The organism is Jannaschia sp. Os4 (assembly GCF_016820245.1).
In the GTDB taxonomy this organism is placed as follows: domain Bacteria; phylum Pseudomonadota; class Alphaproteobacteria; order Rhodobacterales; family Rhodobacteraceae; genus Jannaschia.
Genome location: NZ_JAFCAR010000004.1, coordinates 534,922 through 551,984 on the forward strand (window position 1 = coordinate 534,922; position 17,063 = coordinate 551,984).

Below are 17,063 nucleotides of genomic sequence, written 5' to 3' on the forward strand. Positions count from 1 at the left end.
GCGCGATACGGCCGCGCCAGCGGCCCGCGCGTTCCGCCGGAGGCGGACCTCTGGTCCGACGGGCCGTCCCCCAGCACGGCGATTGGTCGATCGTTGGGACGACGTGGAGGCGTCGGGCGGGGGTAAGGGATAAAGCGCATGGCGGAGGGGGCGGATCGCCGCGCCACGGCCCCGCGATGCGCTGCCGTCGCTCCGGATCCGATTAGGGGTCTCGGTGGGTGGGGCGAGGCCCCGGATCAAGTCCGGGGCGTGGCCTCAGGTTCGGGGCGCGGCCCAGACCGCGATGCCCGCCGCTTGGAGCAGGTTCGCGGTCTCGTGGAGCGGAAGGCCCACGACGCCGGAGAAGCTGCCCTCCATCCACGCGACGAGCGCGCCCGCCGGGCCTTGGATGGCGTAGGCGCCCGCCTTGCCCTGCCAGTCTCCGGTGGCGAGGTAGCCGTCCCGTTCCGCGTCGGAGAGGCGCTTGAGCTTGACGGAGGATTGGGACGTCTTGGACCAGGTCCGGTCGCCCCGGCGGACGGCGACGCAGGTGATCACCTTGTGGCGGCGGCCCGACAGGAGCGCGAGCATCCGCGCCGCGTCGGCCTCGTCCTCGGGCTTGCCGAGGATGCGGCGGCCCACGGCGACGGTGGTGTCGGCGCAGAGGACGACGTCGTCCGGGTCGGCTTGGGCGGCGGCGAGCTTCGCGGCGGTGATGCGCTCGCAATAGGGGCGGGGCAGTTCGGCCGGGCGCGGCGTCTCGTCCACGTCGGGAGGGCGGACGGCGTACGGCTCGACCCCGATCTGGGCGAGGAGGTCGAGGCGGCGGGGGGAGCCGGAGGCGAGGATCAGGCGGGGCATGGGGCACCCAGATCGGCAAGGGCGCGGGACCGCGCGTCGCTGCGCGACACGCTCATCCCGCCTGCCGCGTCCCTGCGGGACGCGTCATCGGAGGAGAGGATCAGGCGGGGCATGAGGCACCCAGATCGGCAAGGGCGCGGGACCGCGCCCTGCTTCGCAGGACGCTCATCCCGCCATCACAGGTTCAAGTGATCGCCTTCGGCGATCACTTGAACCTGTAATTGATCCGCCCCTTGGTCAGGTCGTAGGGCGTCATCTCGACCTGCACCTTGTCGCCCGCGAGGACCCGGATGCGGTTCTTCCGCATCTTGCCTGCCGTGTGCGCGATGATCTCATGGCCGTTGTCGAGTTCGACCCGGAACGTCGCGTTGGGCAGGAGTTCCTTCACGACGCCGGGGAATTCGAGCAACTCTTCCTTGGCCATGTGATCTCCAGTTTGTGTGAGCCCCCTGCGTGGGGATGCGGGTAGATGGTCACGTTTGGGTGGTTTGGCAAGGGCGTGCGGGCGGCGTCAGCCGAACCGCTCCCGCAGCCGTTCCGCGATCTGGTCGCGCACTTGGCGGTACATGGCGAGCTTGGCCTCGCGCCCGTCGCCGACGCCCGTGGGATCCATGATGGGCCAGTACTCCACGTCGATATGGGCATGGCGCGCGAGTTCCTGCGCGCGGCGCTGGGAGGCGGGGGAGAGGGCGACTATCAGGTCGAAGCCCTCGAGGTCGTCGCCCCATTCGCGCATCTCGTCGAAGGACCGGGTGCGGTGGCGCGACAGTTCCACCCCCTTCTCGGCGCAGACGGCGATGGCGAAGCCGTCGATGTCGAGGTCGTTCTTCACCCCCGCCGACTGGACGTAGATGTCGTGGCCGCGAAGTTGCTTCATCAGCCCCTCGGCCATCGGCGAGCGGACGGAGTTGTGGTCGCAGCAGAAGAGGACGGATTGGGGGGCGTCGGTCATCGCCCGGCCCAGGCCTCGTCCCCGGCCCATCGGGGCCCCGGCTCGGGGGCCGGGGCGGCGGATGAGGGTTTCGGAGAAACCCTCATCCGCCGAAATGCAGCACGCAGACGAGGGTGAAGAGGCGGCGGGCGGTGGGCTTGTCGATGCGGGCCTTGCCCTCGAGGCGCTCGGCGAGGATGCGCGCGCCCTCGTCGTGGATGCCGCGGCGGGCCATGTCGATGGCCTCGATCTGGGAGGGCGGCAGGCGGCGGACGGCCTCGAAGTAGCTCTCGCAGATCTGCCAGTAGTCCTTGACCACCTGCCGGAAGGGGCCGAGCGCGAGGACGATCTCGCCCGCCTGCCCCTCCGGCGCGGTGATCTCGAAGGCGAGGCGCCCGTCGCGGATGGCGAGGCGGAGGTCGTAGGGGCCGGCGGGCGCGGCCTCGCGGTCGAGCGCGAAGCTGTTCTCCTCCAGCAGGTCGAAGATGGCCACGCGCCGCTCCTGCTCGATCTCCGGCGTGGGCACGGGGAGGTTCGAGTCGTCGATCTCGATGGTGGCGATGCGGTCCATGAGGGGTGTGGTAGGGGGCGGCGCGGGCGTTGGGAAGGGTTCGGGTGTCCGCAAAAAGGGGGGGGTCGCGGAGCAAGTCTCGGAGCAACGGCCCGAAGCCCCCCCCCCCTTGCATGGACGATGCGCCGCCCGAGCGCGTCGCGGGGCCGTGGCGCGGCGATGCGACCTGTCCGCCGAGAGGTTTATCCCGCACCCCCGCACGACGCTCCCGCGGGGCGCACACGACAGACCAATCGCCGTGCCGTGGGGACGGCCCGGCGATGCGCGGCTCGCTGGCGCTCGCGGCCCGCGCGGGCGCTCTGCTCCGGGGATGGGGTATCCCCCCTCCGGTGTCACGGAAGGGTCCGCTGGCGGTCCCGTCCCCTACCCGTTCAGCCGGTCCAACCGCGCCTGCACGGACAGCCCATGCGCCTCCAAGCTCTCGCTCGTGGCGAGCGTCACCGCCGCCGGGCCGATGGCGCGCAAGCTCTCGGGGGTCATGGCGGCTAGGGTGGTGCGCTTGAGGAAGTGGAGGGTGCCCAGCCCGCTGGCGTGGCGGGCGGAGCGGGCGGTGGGGAGGACGTGGTTGGGGCCGCCCACATAGTCGCCGATGGCCTCGGGCGTCCAGTGGCCGAGGAAGATCGCGCCCGCGTGGCGGATGCGGTCGGACAGGGCGTCGGGGTCCTCGACGCAGAGCTCGAGGTGCTCGGGGGCGATGCGGTCGGACAGCGCGGCCGCCTCCTCCAAGTCGCGGGCGACGACCGTGGCGCCGTAGTCGCGCCATGCGGCGCCGGCGATGTCGGCGCGAGCGAGGGTCTGCAAGCGGCGGTCGACGGCGTCGGAGACGGCGCGGGCGAGGGCGGCGTCGGGGGTGACGAGGATGGATTGGGCGACGGGGTCGTGCTCGGCTTGGCTCAGCAGGTCGACGGCGACCCAGTCGGGGTCGGCGGTGTGGTCGGCGATGACGAGGATCTCGGAGGGGCCCGCCACCATGTCGATGCCGACGCGGCCGTAGACCTGCCTCTTGGCGGCGGCCACGTAGGCGTTGCCGGGGCCGGTGACGACGTCGACGGGGGCGATGGTATCGGTGCCGTAGGCCATCGCGGCGATCGCCTGCGCGCCGCCCACGCGGTAGACCTCGTCTACCCCGGCGAGGCGGGCGGCGCAGAGGACGAGGGGGTTCGTGGCGCCGTCGGGCGTGGGGACGCACATCACGAGGCGGCGGACGCCCGCGACCCGCGCGGGGATGGCGTTCATCAGCACGGAGGACGGGTAGGAGGCGAGGCCGCCGGGCACGTAGAGGCCCGCCGCGTCCACGGGCGTCCAGCGCCAGCCGAGGCGGGCGCCGGTGTCGTCGGTCCACATGCGGTCCTCGGGCACCTGGGCCTCGTGGAAGGCGCGGATGCGGGCGGCGGCCAGCTCCAGCGCCGCGCGCTCGGGGGCGGTGACGGCGGCGGTGGCGGCGTCGATCTCGCCCTCGGAGACGCGCATCGTCTCGGGCGTCAGGTCGAGGCGGTCGAAGCGCGCCGTCAGCTCCAGCACGGCGGCGTCGCCGCGGGCGCGGACGTCGCGCAGGATGGCGGCCACGGCGTCGCCCACGTCGGCGTCGTCCTCGCGCTTGGCCGAGAGCAGCGCGGCGAAGGCGGCGTCGAACCCGTCTTGGGTCGTGTCGAGATGGACGGGCATGGCGGCCTCCGGGTCGGTGCGGCGGCCTCGTAGCGCGGGGGGCGGGCGGCCTCAACGCGCCCCCGGCGCGAATCGGTGCGGCGCGGGGGCGCGGCGGGATCGTTTCGCGGGCGGCGACGGCGGGACGGCGCGCGGGGGATTGGGGCGGCGATGTCGCCTGAACGGCCCAACTCCGACGCATTTCCGTGCGAGCCCGTCCGGGCCGGTTTATGGTAAACGCCTGTCGCGGAGGACGATGCGGATGATCGACGACCTGCCCCCTTGGCCCAAGCCCATGCTCGCCGCGATCCCCGCGCCGGGGCCGGACGGCCTGCGCCGGGTGCTGGACGACGAGCATCTCGCGGTGTTCCGGCCCGCCGGCTCCACGCTGGTCGTGGGCTTCGAGGAGGGGCGGCACCTGATGGCGGGGGGCCGGACCCTGGCGCACCGGATGGAGGAGCGCGAGGGCTGGTCGTCGCTGTCGATCGTGAACCGCGCGCGGAGCTTCTTCCGCGGCGCCGCGCTGGCGGCCTACTTCGACGGCCTGACCGACGAGGGGTTCTTCGACGGGTTCGACCGGGTGCTCTTCGTGGGCGCCGACGAGGAGGCGGGCTTCGCGGCCTGCGCCTACTCGGTGGCGGCGCCGGGGGCGACGGTGCTGGCCGTGCATCCCGTGGCCACGCTGGAGCGGTCGCGCACGGCGTGGGAGCGGCGGTTCCGCCGCGAGCGGGCGGCGGACTGGGGCGCGCGCTACGCCTACGCGCCCGCGATGGTCGACGCGGCGGCGCGGGCCTACGTGCTGTCGGACCCGACCGCGCTGTTCCCGGAGGTCCACGCGAGCCTGTTCCAAGGGCCGCACGTCACGCACCTGCACGCGCCGCACGCGGGGGCGGACCTGAACGAGCTGCTCCGCGACCTCGACCTCTTCGCGCCGATGGCGGTGGCGGCGGCGGAGGGCACGCTCGGGGCGGCGTCCTTCGGGGCGCTGTGGCGCGCGCGGCGGGAGTCGCCGCTCTACCTCGCCAAGCTTCTCGGGGCGCTGGACCCGGCGAAGCGGCCCGACCTGACGGCGCGGGCCTGCCGCTGGATGCTCGCACGCGATGCGGAGTCGCGGCCCGCGCAGCGGGCGCTGAAGGTCGCCGAGGCGGCCCGGGCCGAGCGCAAGCAGCAGGTCAGGATCGCCGGGGAGTGACGTCCCGCTCCAAGGCCGGGTAGCGCCACGCGAGCGTCGCGCCCCGCGCGGCGAGGAACACCAGCAGCGCGGCCCAGAGGCCGTGGTTGCCGAAGGCGGACACCAATAGCGCCAGCGCCGCGAGGTAGATGGCGAAGGCGACGCCCATCATCGCGGCCATGTCCTTCGTCCGGGTCGCGCCGATGAAGATGCCGTCGAGCATGTAGCTGGCCACGCCCACGACGGGGGCGGCGACGAGCCACGGGAGGTGGGCCTTCGCCGCGGCCCGCGTGCCGGGGTCGGCGACGAGGAGGTCGATGGCGGGGCCGCCGCCCGCCGCGAAGGCCGCCGAGAGCAGGACGACCATGCCCGCGCCCCAGAGCCCCGTCAGGCGCACGGCGCGGCGGAGGCGGTCGCGGGATGCGGCTCCGACGGCTTGGCCCACCAGCGCCTCGGCGGCGAAGGCGAAGCCGTCAAGCACGTAGGCGATGACCTCGAGGAAGAGCATCAGCACGTGGTTGGCGGCGAGCTGCGCCTCGCCGAAGCGGCCCCCCGTCAGGAGGAAGGCGCGGAAGGCCACGAGGAGAAGGGCGGAGCGGATCAGGATGTGGGCGTTGACCGTCGCCATGCGGCGCAGCGTCGGCGCGTGCAGGACGCGGGCGCGGTCGCGCCACGCGGGCGTGGCGAAGGCGTCGCGGCAGAGCCAGAGCCCGAGGCCCAGCCCCAGCCATTCGGCGGCGAAGGTGGACCACGCCACGCCGGGCACGCCGAGGCCGAGGCCCAGCACGAACCACAGGTTCAGGACGATGTTGGTGCCGTTCATCGCGAGTTGCAGGATCAGGACGCGGCCCGTCCGCTCCTGCGCGATGAGCCAGCCGGTGACGCCGTAGCCCGCGATCAGCGCGGGGGCGGACCAGACGCGGATGGCCATGTAGTCCGCGGCGAGGCGCTTGGTCTCGGGCAGGTCGGGCGTGAGCGCGAGGGCGGCGGCGATCAGGGGGCCTTGGAACGCGATCATCGCCAGTCCCGCCACGCCGCCGATGAGCAGCGCGCGGGTCAGCAGCGCCACGAGTTCGGGGCCGTCCCCCTGCCCCAGCGCCTGCGCCGCCAGCCCCGTGGTGCCCATCCGCAGGAAGCCGAAGAGCCAGTAGGCGGCCGTCAGCATCGCGGCGCCCACGCCGACCGCCGCCACGGGGGCCGCCTCGCCGAGCTGGCCGACCGTGCCCGCGTCGACGAGGCCGAGGAGCGGGATGGTGGCGTTGGAAAGGACGATGGGGGCCGCGATGCGCAGGACGCGGCGGTTTGTGATCCCCGTCACGACCGCTCGGCTGCGGGGCGGTCGGGCATGAGGAAGTGGCCCGTCGCTTGGGCAAAGAGGCGGTCGCGGTTGTCCTGCCAGCCCTCGACGTGGACGGAGGCGTAGCGGCGGCCGGAGCGGTTCACGCGGGCGCGGGCATAGGCGTCGCGGGGCAGGCCCGCGCGCAGGTAGTCGACGGTGAAGCCGATGGTCTTGGGCAGGCGGGGCAGCGTGTCGGCGGTGAGCGGCTCGGACAGGCGGCCCCGTTCGAGGTCGTCCCAGATCGTGGCCCACGACAGGGTCACGATGGCCGTCACCTCGAGGAAGGCCGCCGTGGCGCCGCCGTGCAGCGCGGGCAGCGCGGGGTTGCCGATGAGGTGGTCCGCGTAGGCCATGATCCCCGTCAGCTCGTCGCCCCGGCGGTCGAAGGAGATGCCCATGAAGCGGGCGTAGGGGACCGACTCGAAGAGCGCGGTCAGGGCGGCGTCGCGGCGGCGCTTGACGACCTGGACCGGCTCGGGACGGGGGCGGCTCACAGGACGGCCCCCTTGGGCCGCTCGAGGGTGAACGTGCCGTTCGCCACCGCGACCACGCCCTCGCCGTCGCGCGCCTCGGCCCGGACGAAGGCCACCGCGCGGGTGACGTGGTGGCAGTCGGCGCGCGCCGTGACCGCCTGCCCGGGCGTGGCCGCGCGCATGTAGTCGATCCGCAGGTCCATCGTCGCCGTGCCCAGCGCCCCGGTCGGGTGGGTCAGCACGGCGGCGCCGCCGCAGGTGTCCATGAGGGTCGAGACCGCGCCCCCGTGGATGACGCCGGTGCGCGGGTCGCCCACGAGATGCTCGGCCCACGGCATCGAGAGGGTGGCCCAGCCGTCGCCCACCGCCTCGACGGCGAGGCCGAGGGCGCGGGCGTGGGGCAGCGCCTCGATGAACTGGCGGGCGCCGCTCAGGCGGGTGTCGGTGTCCATGCGCCCTCCCTGCCCCGGACGCGCGACGGCCCGCAAGGCGGGCCGCGACAAAGTGGACAGCGGGCGGCGGGCGCGGCTAGGGTGACGCAAGGGACGGGGCGCCGCGGGGGCGGACGCGCCTAACCCCTCGGGAGGACTGCATGGCCGAACGGCTCAGCTTCAAGGAGATGGTGGAGCGATTCGAGGTAACGCCACGCACCCTGCGCCACTACGAGTACATCGAGCTGCTGATGCCGGAGCGCGACGGGCGCGCCCGCTGGTACGGCCCCCGCGAGATCGCGCGGATGAAGCTGATCATGCGGGGCCGCAAGTTCGGCTTCTCGCTGGAGGAGATCCGGCAGTGGCTGGAGCTCTACGACGCGGACCCGTCGGGCCAGACGCAGATGAAGACGTGGGTGGAGTATGCCGACCGCCAGTTGGGCGAGCTCCACCACCGCCGCGACGAGCTGGACGCGGCGATCGCCGAGCTGCGGCGCCTGCGCGACGAGGTCGCGGCGCAGGTCGACTGAGCCCCCGCGCCGGCGTCCGGGCGCGCGACCCGGCCCCCTCCCGCCGAACGCGCGCGATGACGCGACGTTTAGGTGACGTGAACGTCAACCCGTGCTAGCCATGCGTCGAAACGGGGCCGGCCGGCGTTCGGCCCCAAGGTGCGGGCGTGACGAGGAGGAGACGCTTTGGCCGATGACGACATGACCATCCGCGAGATGTGCGACGCCTACGGGGTCACCCCCCGGACGCTGCGCTTCTACGAGGCCAAGGAGCTGATCTTCCCCGAGCGGGACGGCCAGAAGCGGTGGTACGACCGCCGCGACCGCGCCCGCCTCAAGCTGATCCTGCGCGGCAAGCGCTTCGGCTTCTCGCTGGAGGACATCCGCCAGCTCCTCGAGCTCTACGAGCCGGCGCAGGGCAACCTCGCGCAGATGGAGCGGACCTATGAGATCGGCCGCGAGCGCCTCGCGCAGATGGTCGCCCAGCGCGACGAGCTGAACGAGGCGATCGCCGACCTCGAGGAGCACATGCGCTGGGGCGAGCAGCTGATCGCCGACGCCCGGAAGGGCCGCGCCGCCAACGGCTGAGCCCCCGCCCATCCTTCTTCCCCGCCAGACCAGACGACGGAGAACACCCCATGACGACCTACACGGCCCCCACCAAGGACATGCAGTTCGTGCTGCACGACACGCTCGGCATCGCCCAGCAGGACGTGCCCGGCTACGCCGACCTCGACCGCGACTTCACCGGCGCGATCCTCGAGGCGGCGGGCCAGCTCGCCTCGGAGGTGCTGCACCCGCTCAACGAGGTGGGCGACCGCGAGGGCTGCACGCTGGAGAACGGCGTGGTCCGCACGCCCACCGGCTTCAAGGAGGCGTTCGACCAGGTGCGCGAGGGCGGCTGGACCGCGCTGGACGCGGACGAGGCCTATGGCGGCCAAGGCCTGCCCTACATCATGGGCACGGCGGTGGGCGAGATCATGTCGGCGGCCAACATGGCCTTCAACATGTATCAGGGCCTGACCCACGGCGCCTACTCGGCGATCCACGTGCACGGCACGGACGCCCAGAAGGAGAAGTGGCTGCCCAAGATGGTGTCCTGCGAGTGGACGGGCACCATGAACCTGACGGAGCCGCACGCGGGCACCGATCTCGGCATGATGCGCACGAAGGCCGATCCGCAGCCGGACGGCAGCTACAAGATCACGGGCCAGAAGATCTTCATCTCGGCGGGCGACCACGACATGTCCGAGAACGTGGTCCATCTGGTGCTGGCCAAGATCAAGGACGGGCCGGAGGGCATCAAGGGCGTCTCGCTCTTCATCGTGCCGAAGTTCCTCGTGGACGACGACGGCAACGTCGGCGCGCGCAACGGCGTCTCGGTCGGCAAGATCGAGGAGAAGATGGGGATCCACGGGAACTCCACCTGCGTGATGAACTACGACGAGGCGACGGGCTACCTGCTTGGGCAGGAGCACAAGGGCATGCGCGCCATGTTCACCATGATGAACGAGGCGCGGCTGGGCGTGGGCCTGCAGGGCTACGCCCAGGCCGAGGTCGCCTACCAGAACGCGCTGGCCTACGCGCTGGACCGGCTGCAGGGTCGCGACGTCACGGGCGTCAAGAACCCCGACGGGCCGGCCGACCCGCTGATCGTGCATCCGGACATCCGCCGGAACCTGATGGACCAGAAGTCCTTCGTGGAGGGCGCGCGCGCCTTCACCTTCTGGGGCGCGACGATGATCGACCGGGCGCACCGCGCGGAGGACAAGGATGCCGACGGCCTGATCTCGTTGCTGACCCCGGTCATCAAGGGCTTCCTGACCGACAAGGGCTACGAGATGGCCTCGAACGCCCAGCAGGTCTACGGCGGGCACGGCTACATCGAGGAATGGGGCATGTCGCAGTTCGTGCGCGACGCCCGGATCGCGATGATCTACGAGGGCGCGAACGGCGTGCAGGCGCTGGACCTCGTGGGGCGCAAGCTCGCGCAGGACGGCGGCAAGCACGTCATGGCTTTCTTCGAGATGGTGAAGTCCTTCTGCAAGGAGCACGCCGAGGACGAGGCGATGGCCGGGTTCGTCGGCCCGCTGAAGGAGGCGTCCAAGGACCTGCAGGCTGCGGGCATGTACTTCATGCAGGAGGGGATGAAGAACCCCAACGCCGCGCTCTCGGGCTCCTACGACTTCATGCACATGATGGGGCATGTCTGCCTCGGGCTCATGTGGTCCAAGATGGCCAAGGCGGCGATGGACGGGCTGAAGGAGGAGGGCGCGGACCGCGACTTCCTCGAGGCCAAGATCGCGACGGGGCGCTACTACATGCAGCGCCAGTTGCCCGCGACGAAGATGCATCTGGGCCGCATCCAGACCGGCCCGGAGGTCATCATGGGGCTGGACGCGACCGCGTTCTGACGCCTGCGCGCGCCGCCCGGCCCGGCGGCGCGCGCATCCGGCCGGGGGAGCCTCCGGCGGGGATATTTCGGCCAAGAAAGGGGGGCAGCGTGGTTGCCGGCAGGTTAACGCCCCTCCTTCCTTGGTCCAAGTATCCCGGGGGTCCGGGGGCAGCGCCCCCGGCCGTCGGCAACGGGGAGGACCGTCATGTCCGTCAAGCTGCACTGCTTCGGCGAGTCCGGGAACAGCTACAAGGCGGCGCTGGCGCTGGAGCTGGCGGGCGTCGCGTGGGAGCCGGTCTTCGTCGACTTCTTCGGCGGGCAGGCGCGGACGCCGGAGTGGCGGGACGTGAACCCGATGGGGGAGGCGCCGGTGCTGGTGGACGGCGACTTCCGCCTGTCGCAGTCGGGCGCGATCCAGCAATGGGTGACGGACCGGACCGGCAAGCTGGGCGGGGCCCCGGAGGACCGCTACGAGGTGCTGCGCTGGGTGCTGTGGGACAACCACAAGCTGTCGTCGCAGGCGGGCATGACGCGGTTCCTGATGAACTTCCTGCCCGCCGAGAAGCGCCCGCAGCCGGTGATCGGCTTCATGCAGGGCCGCCTGAAGGCGACCTACGAGGTGCTCGACGCGCATCTGCAGGGGCGCGACTGGATCGTCGGCGGCGGCGTGACCAATGCGGACGTGTCCTGCTGCGCCTATCTCTTCTACCCCGAACCGTTCGGCTTCGCCCGGGCGGACTGGGGCAACATCGACCGCTGGCTGGGGAACGTGGAGTCCCTGCCCGGCTGGAAACATCCCTACGACCTGATGCCCGGTCGTCCATCCGACCGCGCCTGAGGAGGCCCCCATGCAAGACGCCTACATCTACGACGCCATCCGCACGCCGCGGGGCAAGGGCCGCAAGGACGGCTCGCTCCACGAGGTGACCTCCGCCCGCCTGTCGGCCGTGACGCTGGACGAGCTGGCCACGCGCAACGGGCTGGAGGGCCACGCCGTCGAGGACGTGATCTGGGGCAACGCCACGCAGGTGGCCGAGCAGGGCGGCTGCCTCGCGCGGACGGCGGTGCTGGCCTCCAAGCTGCACGAGTCGATCCCCGGGCTGTCGATCAACCGCTTCTGCGCGAGCGGGATGGAGGCCGTGAACCTCGCGGCCAACCAGATCCGCGGCGGGGCGGGCGACGGCTACATCGCGGGCGGCGTCGAGTGCATGTCCCGCGTGCCGATGGGATCGGACGGGGCGGCCATCGCGGTGGACCCGTCGATCGCGATGGAGACCTACTTCGTGCCGCAAGGCATCTCGGCGGACATCATCGCCACCGAGTACGGCTTCTCGCGCGACGACGTGGACGCCTACGCCGTCGAGAGCCAGAAGCGCGCGGCGGCGGCGTGGGAGGACAAGCGGTTCGACCGCTCGGTCTTCACGGTGCGCGACATCAACGGGCTGCCGATCCTCGACCATGACGAATACATCCGTCCCGGCACCGACATGCAGTCGCTGGGCGGCCTCAAGCCCGCCTTCAAGGAGCAGGGCGAGACGATGCCCGGCTTCGACCAGATCGCGCTGATGAAGTATCCGCATCTCGAGGCGGTGAACCACGTCCACACCGCCGGCAACTCGTCGGGGATCGTGGACGGGGCGGCGGGCGTGCTCCTGGGCTCGAAGGCGTTCGGCGAGAAGTGGGGGCTGAAGCCCCGCGCGCGCATCCGGGCCACGGCCAAGATCGGCAACGACCCGACCATCATGCTGATCGGCCCGGTCCCGGCGACCAACAAGATCCTGACCGAGAGCGGCATGGGCATCGGCGACATCGACCTGTTCGAGGTGAACGAGGCGTTCTCCTCGGTGGTGCTGCGCTTCATGCAGGCGTTCGACGTCGACCACGGCAAGGTGAACGTGAACGGCGGGGCCATCGCGATGGGCCACCCGCTGGGCGCGTCGGGGGCGATCATCATCGGCACCCTGCTCGACGAGATGGAGCGGGCCGACAAGGAGGTCGGGCTGGCCACGCTGTGCGTGGCGTCCGGCATGGGCGCCGCCACGATCATCGAGCGGGTCTGATGGAGCCGCTCGACATCTATCAGGAATGGCTGGACCGGGCCTCGGCCGCGTTGTGGTCCGGGGACTGGGACGGCTTGGCCGAGACCATGCGGCTGCCCGCGGAGATGGGCGCCTACGACGACGTGGTCGCCGCGGAGACGCCCGCGGACGTGCGGCGCTACGGGGAGACCTACCTCGCGGTGATGCGCGAGGCGGGGGCCACGGCCTACCTACGCCTCGCGCGCGAGGCGCGCCTGTCGGACGACGGGCGCACCATCGACGGCGTGCACGAGGTCCACGTGCTGTCCGGGGGCACCCGGGTCGTGCCGTCCTTCACCTCCGAGGTCGCGCTGGAGCTGGGCGAGGACGGCGCGTGGCGCGGCACCTCCATCATCAGCCAAGCCCGCATGACCGAGAACCGCATCAACGTCGGCAAGGCCGACGACCGCTAGAGATACAGGGGAGGGCAGCATGTCCGACTTCACCATGCAGACCGGCGACGACGGCGTCGCCGTCATCACGTGGGACGTTCCGAACAAGTCGATGAACGTCATGTCGCTGGAGGCGTGGCCCGTGCTGGACGGGCTGATCGACGACGCGCTGGCGGACGACGCCGTGAAGGGCATCGTCATCACGAGCGGCAAGCCGGACAGCTTCGCGGGCGGGATGGACCTGAACGTGATCGCGCGGATGAAGGAGGACGCGGGCGACGACCCGGCGCGCGGCCTCTTCGACGGCATCATGGAGTGCCACCGCATCCTGCGGAAGATCGAGCGCGCGGGCATGGACCCCAAGACGCTGAAGGGCGGCAAGCCGATCGCCGCCGCCCTGCCCGGCACGGCGCTGGGCATCGGGCTGGAGATCCCGCTGGTGACGCACCGCATCTTCGCGGCGCCCAACCCCAAGGCCAAGATCGGCCTGCCGGAGATCATGGTGGGCATCTTCCCGGGCCTCGGCGGGACGACCCGTCTGGTGCGGAAGATGGGCGCGATGGCGGCGGCGCCCTACCTGCTGGAGGGCAAGATGCTGTCGCCGGACCGCGCAAAGCAGGCGGGGCTGATCGACGAGGTGGCGGACGATCCGGTGCAGGCGGCGAAGGACTGGGTGCTGCAGGCCAAGGACGCCGACATCGTGAAGCCGTGGGACCAGAAAGGCTACAAGATGCCCGGCGGCGCGCCCTACCACCCGGCGGGGTTCATGACCTACGTGGGCGCCTCGGCCATGATCAACGGCAAGACCAAGGGCGTCTATCCGGCGGCCAAGGCGCTGCTGGCGGCGGCCTACGAGGGGGCGCTGGTGCCCTTCGACACGGCGATCCGGATCGAGGCGCGCAAGTTCGTCTCGGTGCTGATGAACCCGTCGTCGTCGGCCATGATCCGCAGCCTCTTCATCAACAAGGAGGCGCTTGAGAAGGGCGCGAACCGGCCCGACGTGCCGGACCAGAAGGTCAAGAAGCTGGGCGTGCTGGGCGCGGGCATGATGGGCGCGGGGATCGGCTACGTGGCCGCGAACGCAGGGATAGAGGTCGTGCTGATCGACCGGGAGCAGGCCGCCGCCGACAAGGGCCGCGGCCACGCCGAGGGCATCCTCGACAAGGGGATGAAGCGCAAGAAGGTCACCGAGGAGAAGAAGGCCGAGGTGCTGGGCCGGATCACCGCGACCACGGACCTCGACGTGCTGAAGGGCTGCGACCTGATCGTGGAGGCGGTGTTCGAGGACGTGGGCGTGAAGGCCGAGATGACGAAGGCCGTGGAGGCCATCGTGGGCGAGGACTGCGTCTTCGCGACCAACACCTCGACCCTGCCGATCACGGAACTGGCCAAGGCCAGCGTGCGGCCGGAGCGGTTCATCGGCATCCACTTCTTCTCGCCCGTCGACAAGATGATGCTGGTGGAGATCATCAAGGGCCGGGAGACGGGCGACGTGGCGGTGGCCAAGGCGCTCGATTTCGTGCGCCAGATCCGCAAGACGCCCATCGTGGTCAACGACGCGCGGTTCTTCTACGCCAACCGCTGCATCATCCCCTACATCAACGAGGGACTGCGCATGGTCGCCGAGGGGGTGGAGCCCGCGCTGATCGAGAACGCGGCCAAGCTGCTGGGCTTCCCGCTGGGGCCGCTGCAGCTGGTCGACGAGACGTCCATCGATCTGGGCATCAAGATCGCCAAGGCGACCAAGGCCGCGATGGGCGACGCCTATCCGGACGAAGCGGTGGACGAGGTGCTGTTTTGGATGGGCGACCAAGGCCGCATGGGCCGCAAGTCGAACGCGGGCATGTACGACTACGACGAGGCGGGCAAGCGACAGGGCCTGTGGGTCGGCCTGAAGGACAAGTATCCGACGGCCGACGACCAGCCCGACCTCCACGAGGTGCAGAACCGCCTGATGTTCGCGCAGGTGCTGGAGGCGGTGCGCGCCTTGGAGGAGGACGTGCTGCTCGACATCCGCGAGGGCGACGTGGGCGCGATCCTCGGCTGGGGCTTCGCGCCGTGGTCGGGCGGTCCGTTCGGCTGGCTCGACATCGTGGGCGCGGCGTGGGCGGCGGACAAGACGGCCGAGCTGGCGTCGAAGCATGGCGAGCGCTTCGCCACGCCCGAGACGATCACCGCGATGGCGCGGGACGACGCGTCCTTCTACGGCGGGACCGGCCGCGGCGCGGTCGCGGCCTGACGCGCCTTCCGGGTGACACATGAGGGGCGGCGGCGGCGGGAAACCGTCCCGCCGCCGCCCCCTCCCCTTCGCATCGATGCCCCGCTCGTGGGCTGGATTGTCTCCGAACTCGACACGGAGATTCCCGATGCGCGCCCTCATCCTCGCCTCCCTCGCCGTGCTGTGGACGTCGCAGGCCTTGGCCCTCGACTTCACGCGCATCGCCTCCGAGCGGTCGTTCCGCGAGCATGTCGCCAACCGCACCTTGGTGGACGAGTTCGGCGGGACGCTGCTGTTCGCGGGCAACGGCGGGATCGGCGGGACGCGCGACGCGATGGCCGTCTCGGGCGGCTGGGTCTGGGTGGAAGACTCGCTCTGCCGCCGCATCCGGCTCGACGGGATCGACACGGGGGCCGACTGCCAGCACCTCTGGATCAAGGGCGACCAGCTGGTCGTGCAGGCCCGCCGGGGCGCGGGCTCCGAGAGCGTCTGGACCGTGAAAGGCCGCGACGGGCGGCGCTAGTCGAAGGCGTAGCCGAAGCGGGCGATGTCGTCGGCGCAGGCCGCCGCCACGGCGTCGCGGGCGCGCGCGTCGTAGTAGCCGCGCCAGTCCCTCTCCCGCGCGCTGACGTTCGCGCGCGGCATCTCCACCCGTCCCGCGAAGGGGCGCAGCAGCCGCAGGTCCGCGGGCTCCTCGAGGCGCAGGAAGAGGGGCCGCCGCCCCCCGGCCACCAGCGCCGCGTAGGGCTGCGCGGCGAGGCTCCGCGTCACGAGGGGGTCTCGGGCGAAGTCGGGGAAGTCCTTGGCCTTCGCGACCGCGATCATCGGGTGGTCGAAGGCCTGCGCCCGGCCCCATGCCCAGAAGCTGACCACCCTGTCCCACGGGTTGCGGACGAGGGTGACGGGGACGAGGCGGGCCATCACGTCGTCGGCGAGGAGGCCCCGCGCATCGCGGTGGGTGGCGTGCTTCCACACCCGCCCCGCCGCGCGCAGCCCCCGGATCCGGCGCCGCATCGCCTTCGCCCCCGGCGTGTCGCCCACCATCAGGTCGCCCGGGCGCGCGTCGGCCTCCAGCGCGAGCGCGAGCGCCGTGCCGCCGGTCTTGGGCGCGTGGTGGAAGGCGAAGCCGCGCTCGGGGGAAAGGATCATGCGCGTGCGCGGAGCGCGATCAGGCTGCCCGCCAGCGCGATGAGCCCGAGGCCGAGCAGGCCCCACGGGCCGGTCGCCTGGCCGGCGACGATCCAGCCGAAGAGCGCCGAGAAGCCGAGGACGGAGTATTCGAACACGCTCGCCAGCGAGGCTTGGGTCAGTTGGTAGCCCTTGGTCAGCAACGTCACCGCGACGAGGCTGCCCGCGGCCTGCATCGCGCAGATGGCGAGGGTCGGGCCGTCGGGCCAGACCCAGCCGCGCGTGACGAAGGTGTCCCCCGCCCCGACGACGGCGATGACCGCGACGGCGAGGGCGGACCAGACGGCCTGCGCCCCGAAGTTGGCGAGCGAGAGTTCCAGCGCCCCCTCCCCCTCGCACCATTCCCGCGTGGCGAGCGCGCCGAGGCCGTAGAGCGCGCCGGCCAGCACCGGGAGGATCAGCCACGCGGAGGTCGTCGCGGGATCGGGCGCGAGGACGAGCAGGACGCCGGCGAAACCCAAGGCCACGGCCACCATGCGGACCGGGCCGACGCGCAGGCCCCACGCGACCGACAGCAGCAGCACCCAGATCGGCGCGGTGAACAGGCCCGCCGCCGCCTCCGCCACCGAGAGGAAGCCCAGCGCGCCGAAGTAGATCACGAGCGCCGCGCCCATCACCGCCGCGCGCGCGAGGACGCCGCGCCACCGGCGGACGCGGAGGGGGCGCCGGGCGAGGATTGCGAAGCCGAGGGCCAGCGCGAAGATTATCGCCGTGCGCACGAGGACGAAGGACCAGACCGAAGACGTCTCGGCGAGGCGGCCTACGTACTGGTCGATGAACCCGATCACCGCCATCGCCGTCAGGATGCAGCCCGCGGCGGCCAAGGTCCGGTCGCGCCCATTGTCGGTGCGTTCCATCCCTTCCCCTCCCTTCCCGCGCGCGG

At 71.8% G+C, this 17,063-nt stretch carries 19 protein-coding genes; 9 read left to right on the forward strand and 10 right to left on the reverse strand.

All coding sequences use genetic code 11. The annotated features are described in order from the left end of the window. Positions 1-255 precede the first annotated feature (255 nt). The 5 genes from JQC91_RS11535 to hisD form a co-directional block, all read right to left on the reverse strand. Positions 256-840: a nucleoside triphosphate pyrophosphatase gene (locus JQC91_RS11535; RefSeq protein ID WP_203286953.1), complete on the reverse strand. Its 585-nt coding sequence runs from the start codon at positions 838-840 to the stop codon at positions 256-258. A gap of 205 nt (positions 841-1,045) precedes the next feature. After that, complete coding sequence (gene infA, locus JQC91_RS11540) at positions 1,046-1,264, reverse strand: translation initiation factor IF-1 (RefSeq protein ID WP_203286954.1); 219 nt, start codon at positions 1,262-1,264, stop codon at positions 1,046-1,048. A gap of 87 nt (positions 1,265-1,351) precedes the next feature. Beyond that, positions 1,352-1,792, reverse strand: coding sequence for a low molecular weight phosphatase family protein (locus tag JQC91_RS11545; protein ID WP_203286955.1), 441 nt, complete (start codon positions 1,790-1,792; stop codon positions 1,352-1,354). A gap of 82 nt (positions 1,793-1,874) precedes the next feature. Further along, positions 1,875-2,342, reverse strand: a complete 468-nt coding sequence (locus tag JQC91_RS11550; protein ID WP_203286956.1) for a UPF0262 family protein — start codon at positions 2,340-2,342, stop codon at positions 1,875-1,877. A gap of 363 nt (positions 2,343-2,705) precedes the next feature. Then, complete coding sequence (hisD, locus tag JQC91_RS11555; protein ID WP_203286957.1) at positions 2,706-4,007, reverse strand: histidinol dehydrogenase; 1,302 nt, start codon at positions 4,005-4,007, stop codon at positions 2,706-2,708. A gap of 241 nt (positions 4,008-4,248) precedes the next feature. Between hisD and JQC91_RS11560 the strand changes: the two genes are divergently transcribed. Next, the gene (locus JQC91_RS11560; protein WP_203286958.1) at positions 4,249-5,178 is read left to right on the forward strand and encodes a phosphoadenosine phosphosulfate reductase; all 930 of its coding nucleotides are present in this window, start codon (positions 4,249-4,251) and stop codon (positions 5,176-5,178) included. Here JQC91_RS11560 and JQC91_RS11565 read toward each other — a convergent pair. Genes JQC91_RS11565 through JQC91_RS11575 form a run of 3 tightly spaced genes read right to left on the reverse strand, consistent with a single transcriptional unit; the run spans position 5,159 to position 7,421 of the window. Further along, positions 5,159-6,475 carry an MATE family efflux transporter gene (locus tag JQC91_RS11565; protein ID WP_203286959.1) on the reverse strand — a complete coding sequence of 439 codons (1,317 nt, stop codon included), beginning with the start codon at positions 6,473-6,475 and terminating at the stop codon, positions 5,159-5,161. The genes JQC91_RS11560 and JQC91_RS11565 overlap by 20 nt on opposite strands. After that, positions 6,472-6,990 (reverse strand): PaaI family thioesterase, encoded by a 519-nt coding sequence (locus tag JQC91_RS11570; RefSeq protein WP_203286960.1) that lies wholly within the window; start codon positions 6,988-6,990, stop codon positions 6,472-6,474. Before JQC91_RS11570 ends, JQC91_RS11565 begins: the two co-directional genes overlap by 4 nt. Then, on the reverse strand, positions 6,987-7,421 hold the full coding sequence (locus JQC91_RS11575; protein ID WP_203286961.1) for a PaaI family thioesterase: 435 nt from the start codon (positions 7,419-7,421) through the stop codon (positions 6,987-6,989). Before JQC91_RS11575 ends, JQC91_RS11570 begins: the two co-directional genes overlap by 4 nt. A gap of 140 nt (positions 7,422-7,561) precedes the next feature. Between JQC91_RS11575 and JQC91_RS11580 the strand changes: the two genes are divergently transcribed. From JQC91_RS11580 to JQC91_RS11615, 8 genes are all read left to right on the forward strand, one after another. Next, a complete protein-coding gene (locus tag JQC91_RS11580; protein WP_203286962.1) occupies positions 7,562-7,930 on the forward strand; it encodes a MerR family DNA-binding transcriptional regulator in 369 nt (122 codons plus the stop codon). A gap of 165 nt (positions 7,931-8,095) precedes the next feature. Then, entirely contained in the window at positions 8,096-8,497 is a 402-nt protein-coding gene (locus JQC91_RS11585) for a MerR family DNA-binding transcriptional regulator (RefSeq protein WP_203286963.1), read from the forward strand. Positions 8,498-8,547: 50 nt separating this feature from the next. Next, positions 8,548-10,323 (forward strand): acyl-CoA dehydrogenase C-terminal domain-containing protein, encoded by a 1,776-nt coding sequence (locus JQC91_RS11590; RefSeq protein WP_203286964.1) that lies wholly within the window; start codon positions 8,548-8,550, stop codon positions 10,321-10,323. A gap of 186 nt (positions 10,324-10,509) precedes the next feature. Next, entirely contained in the window at positions 10,510-11,142 is a 633-nt protein-coding gene (locus tag JQC91_RS11595) for a glutathione S-transferase (RefSeq protein WP_203286965.1), read from the forward strand. 10 nt (positions 11,143-11,152) lie between these two features. Then, complete coding sequence (locus JQC91_RS11600; protein ID WP_203286966.1) at positions 11,153-12,364, forward strand: acetyl-CoA C-acetyltransferase; 1,212 nt, start codon at positions 11,153-11,155, stop codon at positions 12,362-12,364. Further along, positions 12,364-12,795, forward strand: a complete 432-nt coding sequence (locus JQC91_RS11605; RefSeq protein ID WP_203286967.1) for a hypothetical protein — start codon at positions 12,364-12,366, stop codon at positions 12,793-12,795. The genes JQC91_RS11600 and JQC91_RS11605 overlap by 1 nt, the downstream gene beginning before the upstream one ends. A gap of 19 nt (positions 12,796-12,814) precedes the next feature. Continuing rightward, positions 12,815-15,013, forward strand: coding sequence for a 3-hydroxyacyl-CoA dehydrogenase NAD-binding domain-containing protein (locus tag JQC91_RS11610; protein ID WP_203286968.1), 2,199 nt, complete (start codon positions 12,815-12,817; stop codon positions 15,011-15,013). Positions 15,014-15,140: 127 nt separating this feature from the next. After that, positions 15,141-15,515: a hypothetical protein gene (locus JQC91_RS11615; protein ID WP_203286969.1), complete on the forward strand. Its 375-nt coding sequence runs from the start codon at positions 15,141-15,143 to the stop codon at positions 15,513-15,515. Here the strand turns inward: JQC91_RS11615 and JQC91_RS11620 are convergent. Together JQC91_RS11620 and JQC91_RS11625 are read right to left on the reverse strand one after the other, a co-directional pair. After that, positions 15,512-16,141, reverse strand: coding sequence for a sulfotransferase family 2 domain-containing protein (locus JQC91_RS11620; RefSeq protein WP_203286970.1), 630 nt, complete (start codon positions 16,139-16,141; stop codon positions 15,512-15,514). The two genes, JQC91_RS11615 and JQC91_RS11620, sit on opposite strands and share 4 nt — an antisense overlap. Then, entirely contained in the window at positions 16,138-17,037 is a 900-nt protein-coding gene (locus JQC91_RS11625) for a DMT family transporter (protein WP_203286971.1), read from the reverse strand. Before JQC91_RS11625 ends, JQC91_RS11620 begins: the two co-directional genes overlap by 4 nt. Positions 17,038-17,063 lie beyond the last annotated feature (26 nt).

Coding starts and splice junctions, on each gene's coding strand:
- JQC91_RS11535 (WP_203286953.1), bottom strand. CDS start 840: ATGCCCCGCCTGATCCTCGCCTCCGGCTCCCCCCGCCGCCTCGACCTC.
- infA (WP_203286954.1), bottom strand. CDS start 1,264: ATGGCCAAGGAAGAGTTGCTCGAATTCCCCGGCGTCGTGAAGGAACTC.
- JQC91_RS11545 (WP_203286955.1), bottom strand. CDS start 1,792: ATGACCGACGCCCCCCAATCCGTCCTCTTCTGCTGCGACCACAACTCC.
- JQC91_RS11550 (WP_203286956.1), bottom strand. CDS start 2,342: ATGGACCGCATCGCCACCATCGAGATCGACGACTCGAACCTCCCCGTG.
- hisD (WP_203286957.1), bottom strand. CDS start 4,007: ATGCCCGTCCATCTCGACACGACCCAAGACGGGTTCGACGCCGCCTTC.
- JQC91_RS11560 (WP_203286958.1), top strand. CDS start 4,249: ATGATCGACGACCTGCCCCCTTGGCCCAAGCCCATGCTCGCCGCGATC.
- JQC91_RS11575 (WP_203286961.1), bottom strand. CDS start 7,421: ATGGACACCGACACCCGCCTGAGCGGCGCCCGCCAGTTCATCGAGGCG.
- JQC91_RS11580 (WP_203286962.1), top strand. CDS start 7,562: ATGGCCGAACGGCTCAGCTTCAAGGAGATGGTGGAGCGATTCGAGGTA.
- JQC91_RS11590 (WP_203286964.1), top strand. CDS start 8,548: ATGACGACCTACACGGCCCCCACCAAGGACATGCAGTTCGTGCTGCAC.
- JQC91_RS11595 (WP_203286965.1), top strand. CDS start 10,510: ATGTCCGTCAAGCTGCACTGCTTCGGCGAGTCCGGGAACAGCTACAAG.
- JQC91_RS11600 (WP_203286966.1), top strand. CDS start 11,153: ATGCAAGACGCCTACATCTACGACGCCATCCGCACGCCGCGGGGCAAG.
- JQC91_RS11605 (WP_203286967.1), top strand. CDS start 12,364: ATGGAGCCGCTCGACATCTATCAGGAATGGCTGGACCGGGCCTCGGCC.
- JQC91_RS11610 (WP_203286968.1), top strand. CDS start 12,815: ATGTCCGACTTCACCATGCAGACCGGCGACGACGGCGTCGCCGTCATC.
- JQC91_RS11615 (WP_203286969.1), top strand. CDS start 15,141: ATGCGCGCCCTCATCCTCGCCTCCCTCGCCGTGCTGTGGACGTCGCAG.
- JQC91_RS11620 (WP_203286970.1), bottom strand. CDS start 16,141: ATGATCCTTTCCCCCGAGCGCGGCTTCGCCTTCCACCACGCGCCCAAG.
- JQC91_RS11625 (WP_203286971.1), bottom strand. CDS start 17,037: ATGGAACGCACCGACAATGGGCGCGACCGGACCTTGGCCGCCGCGGGC.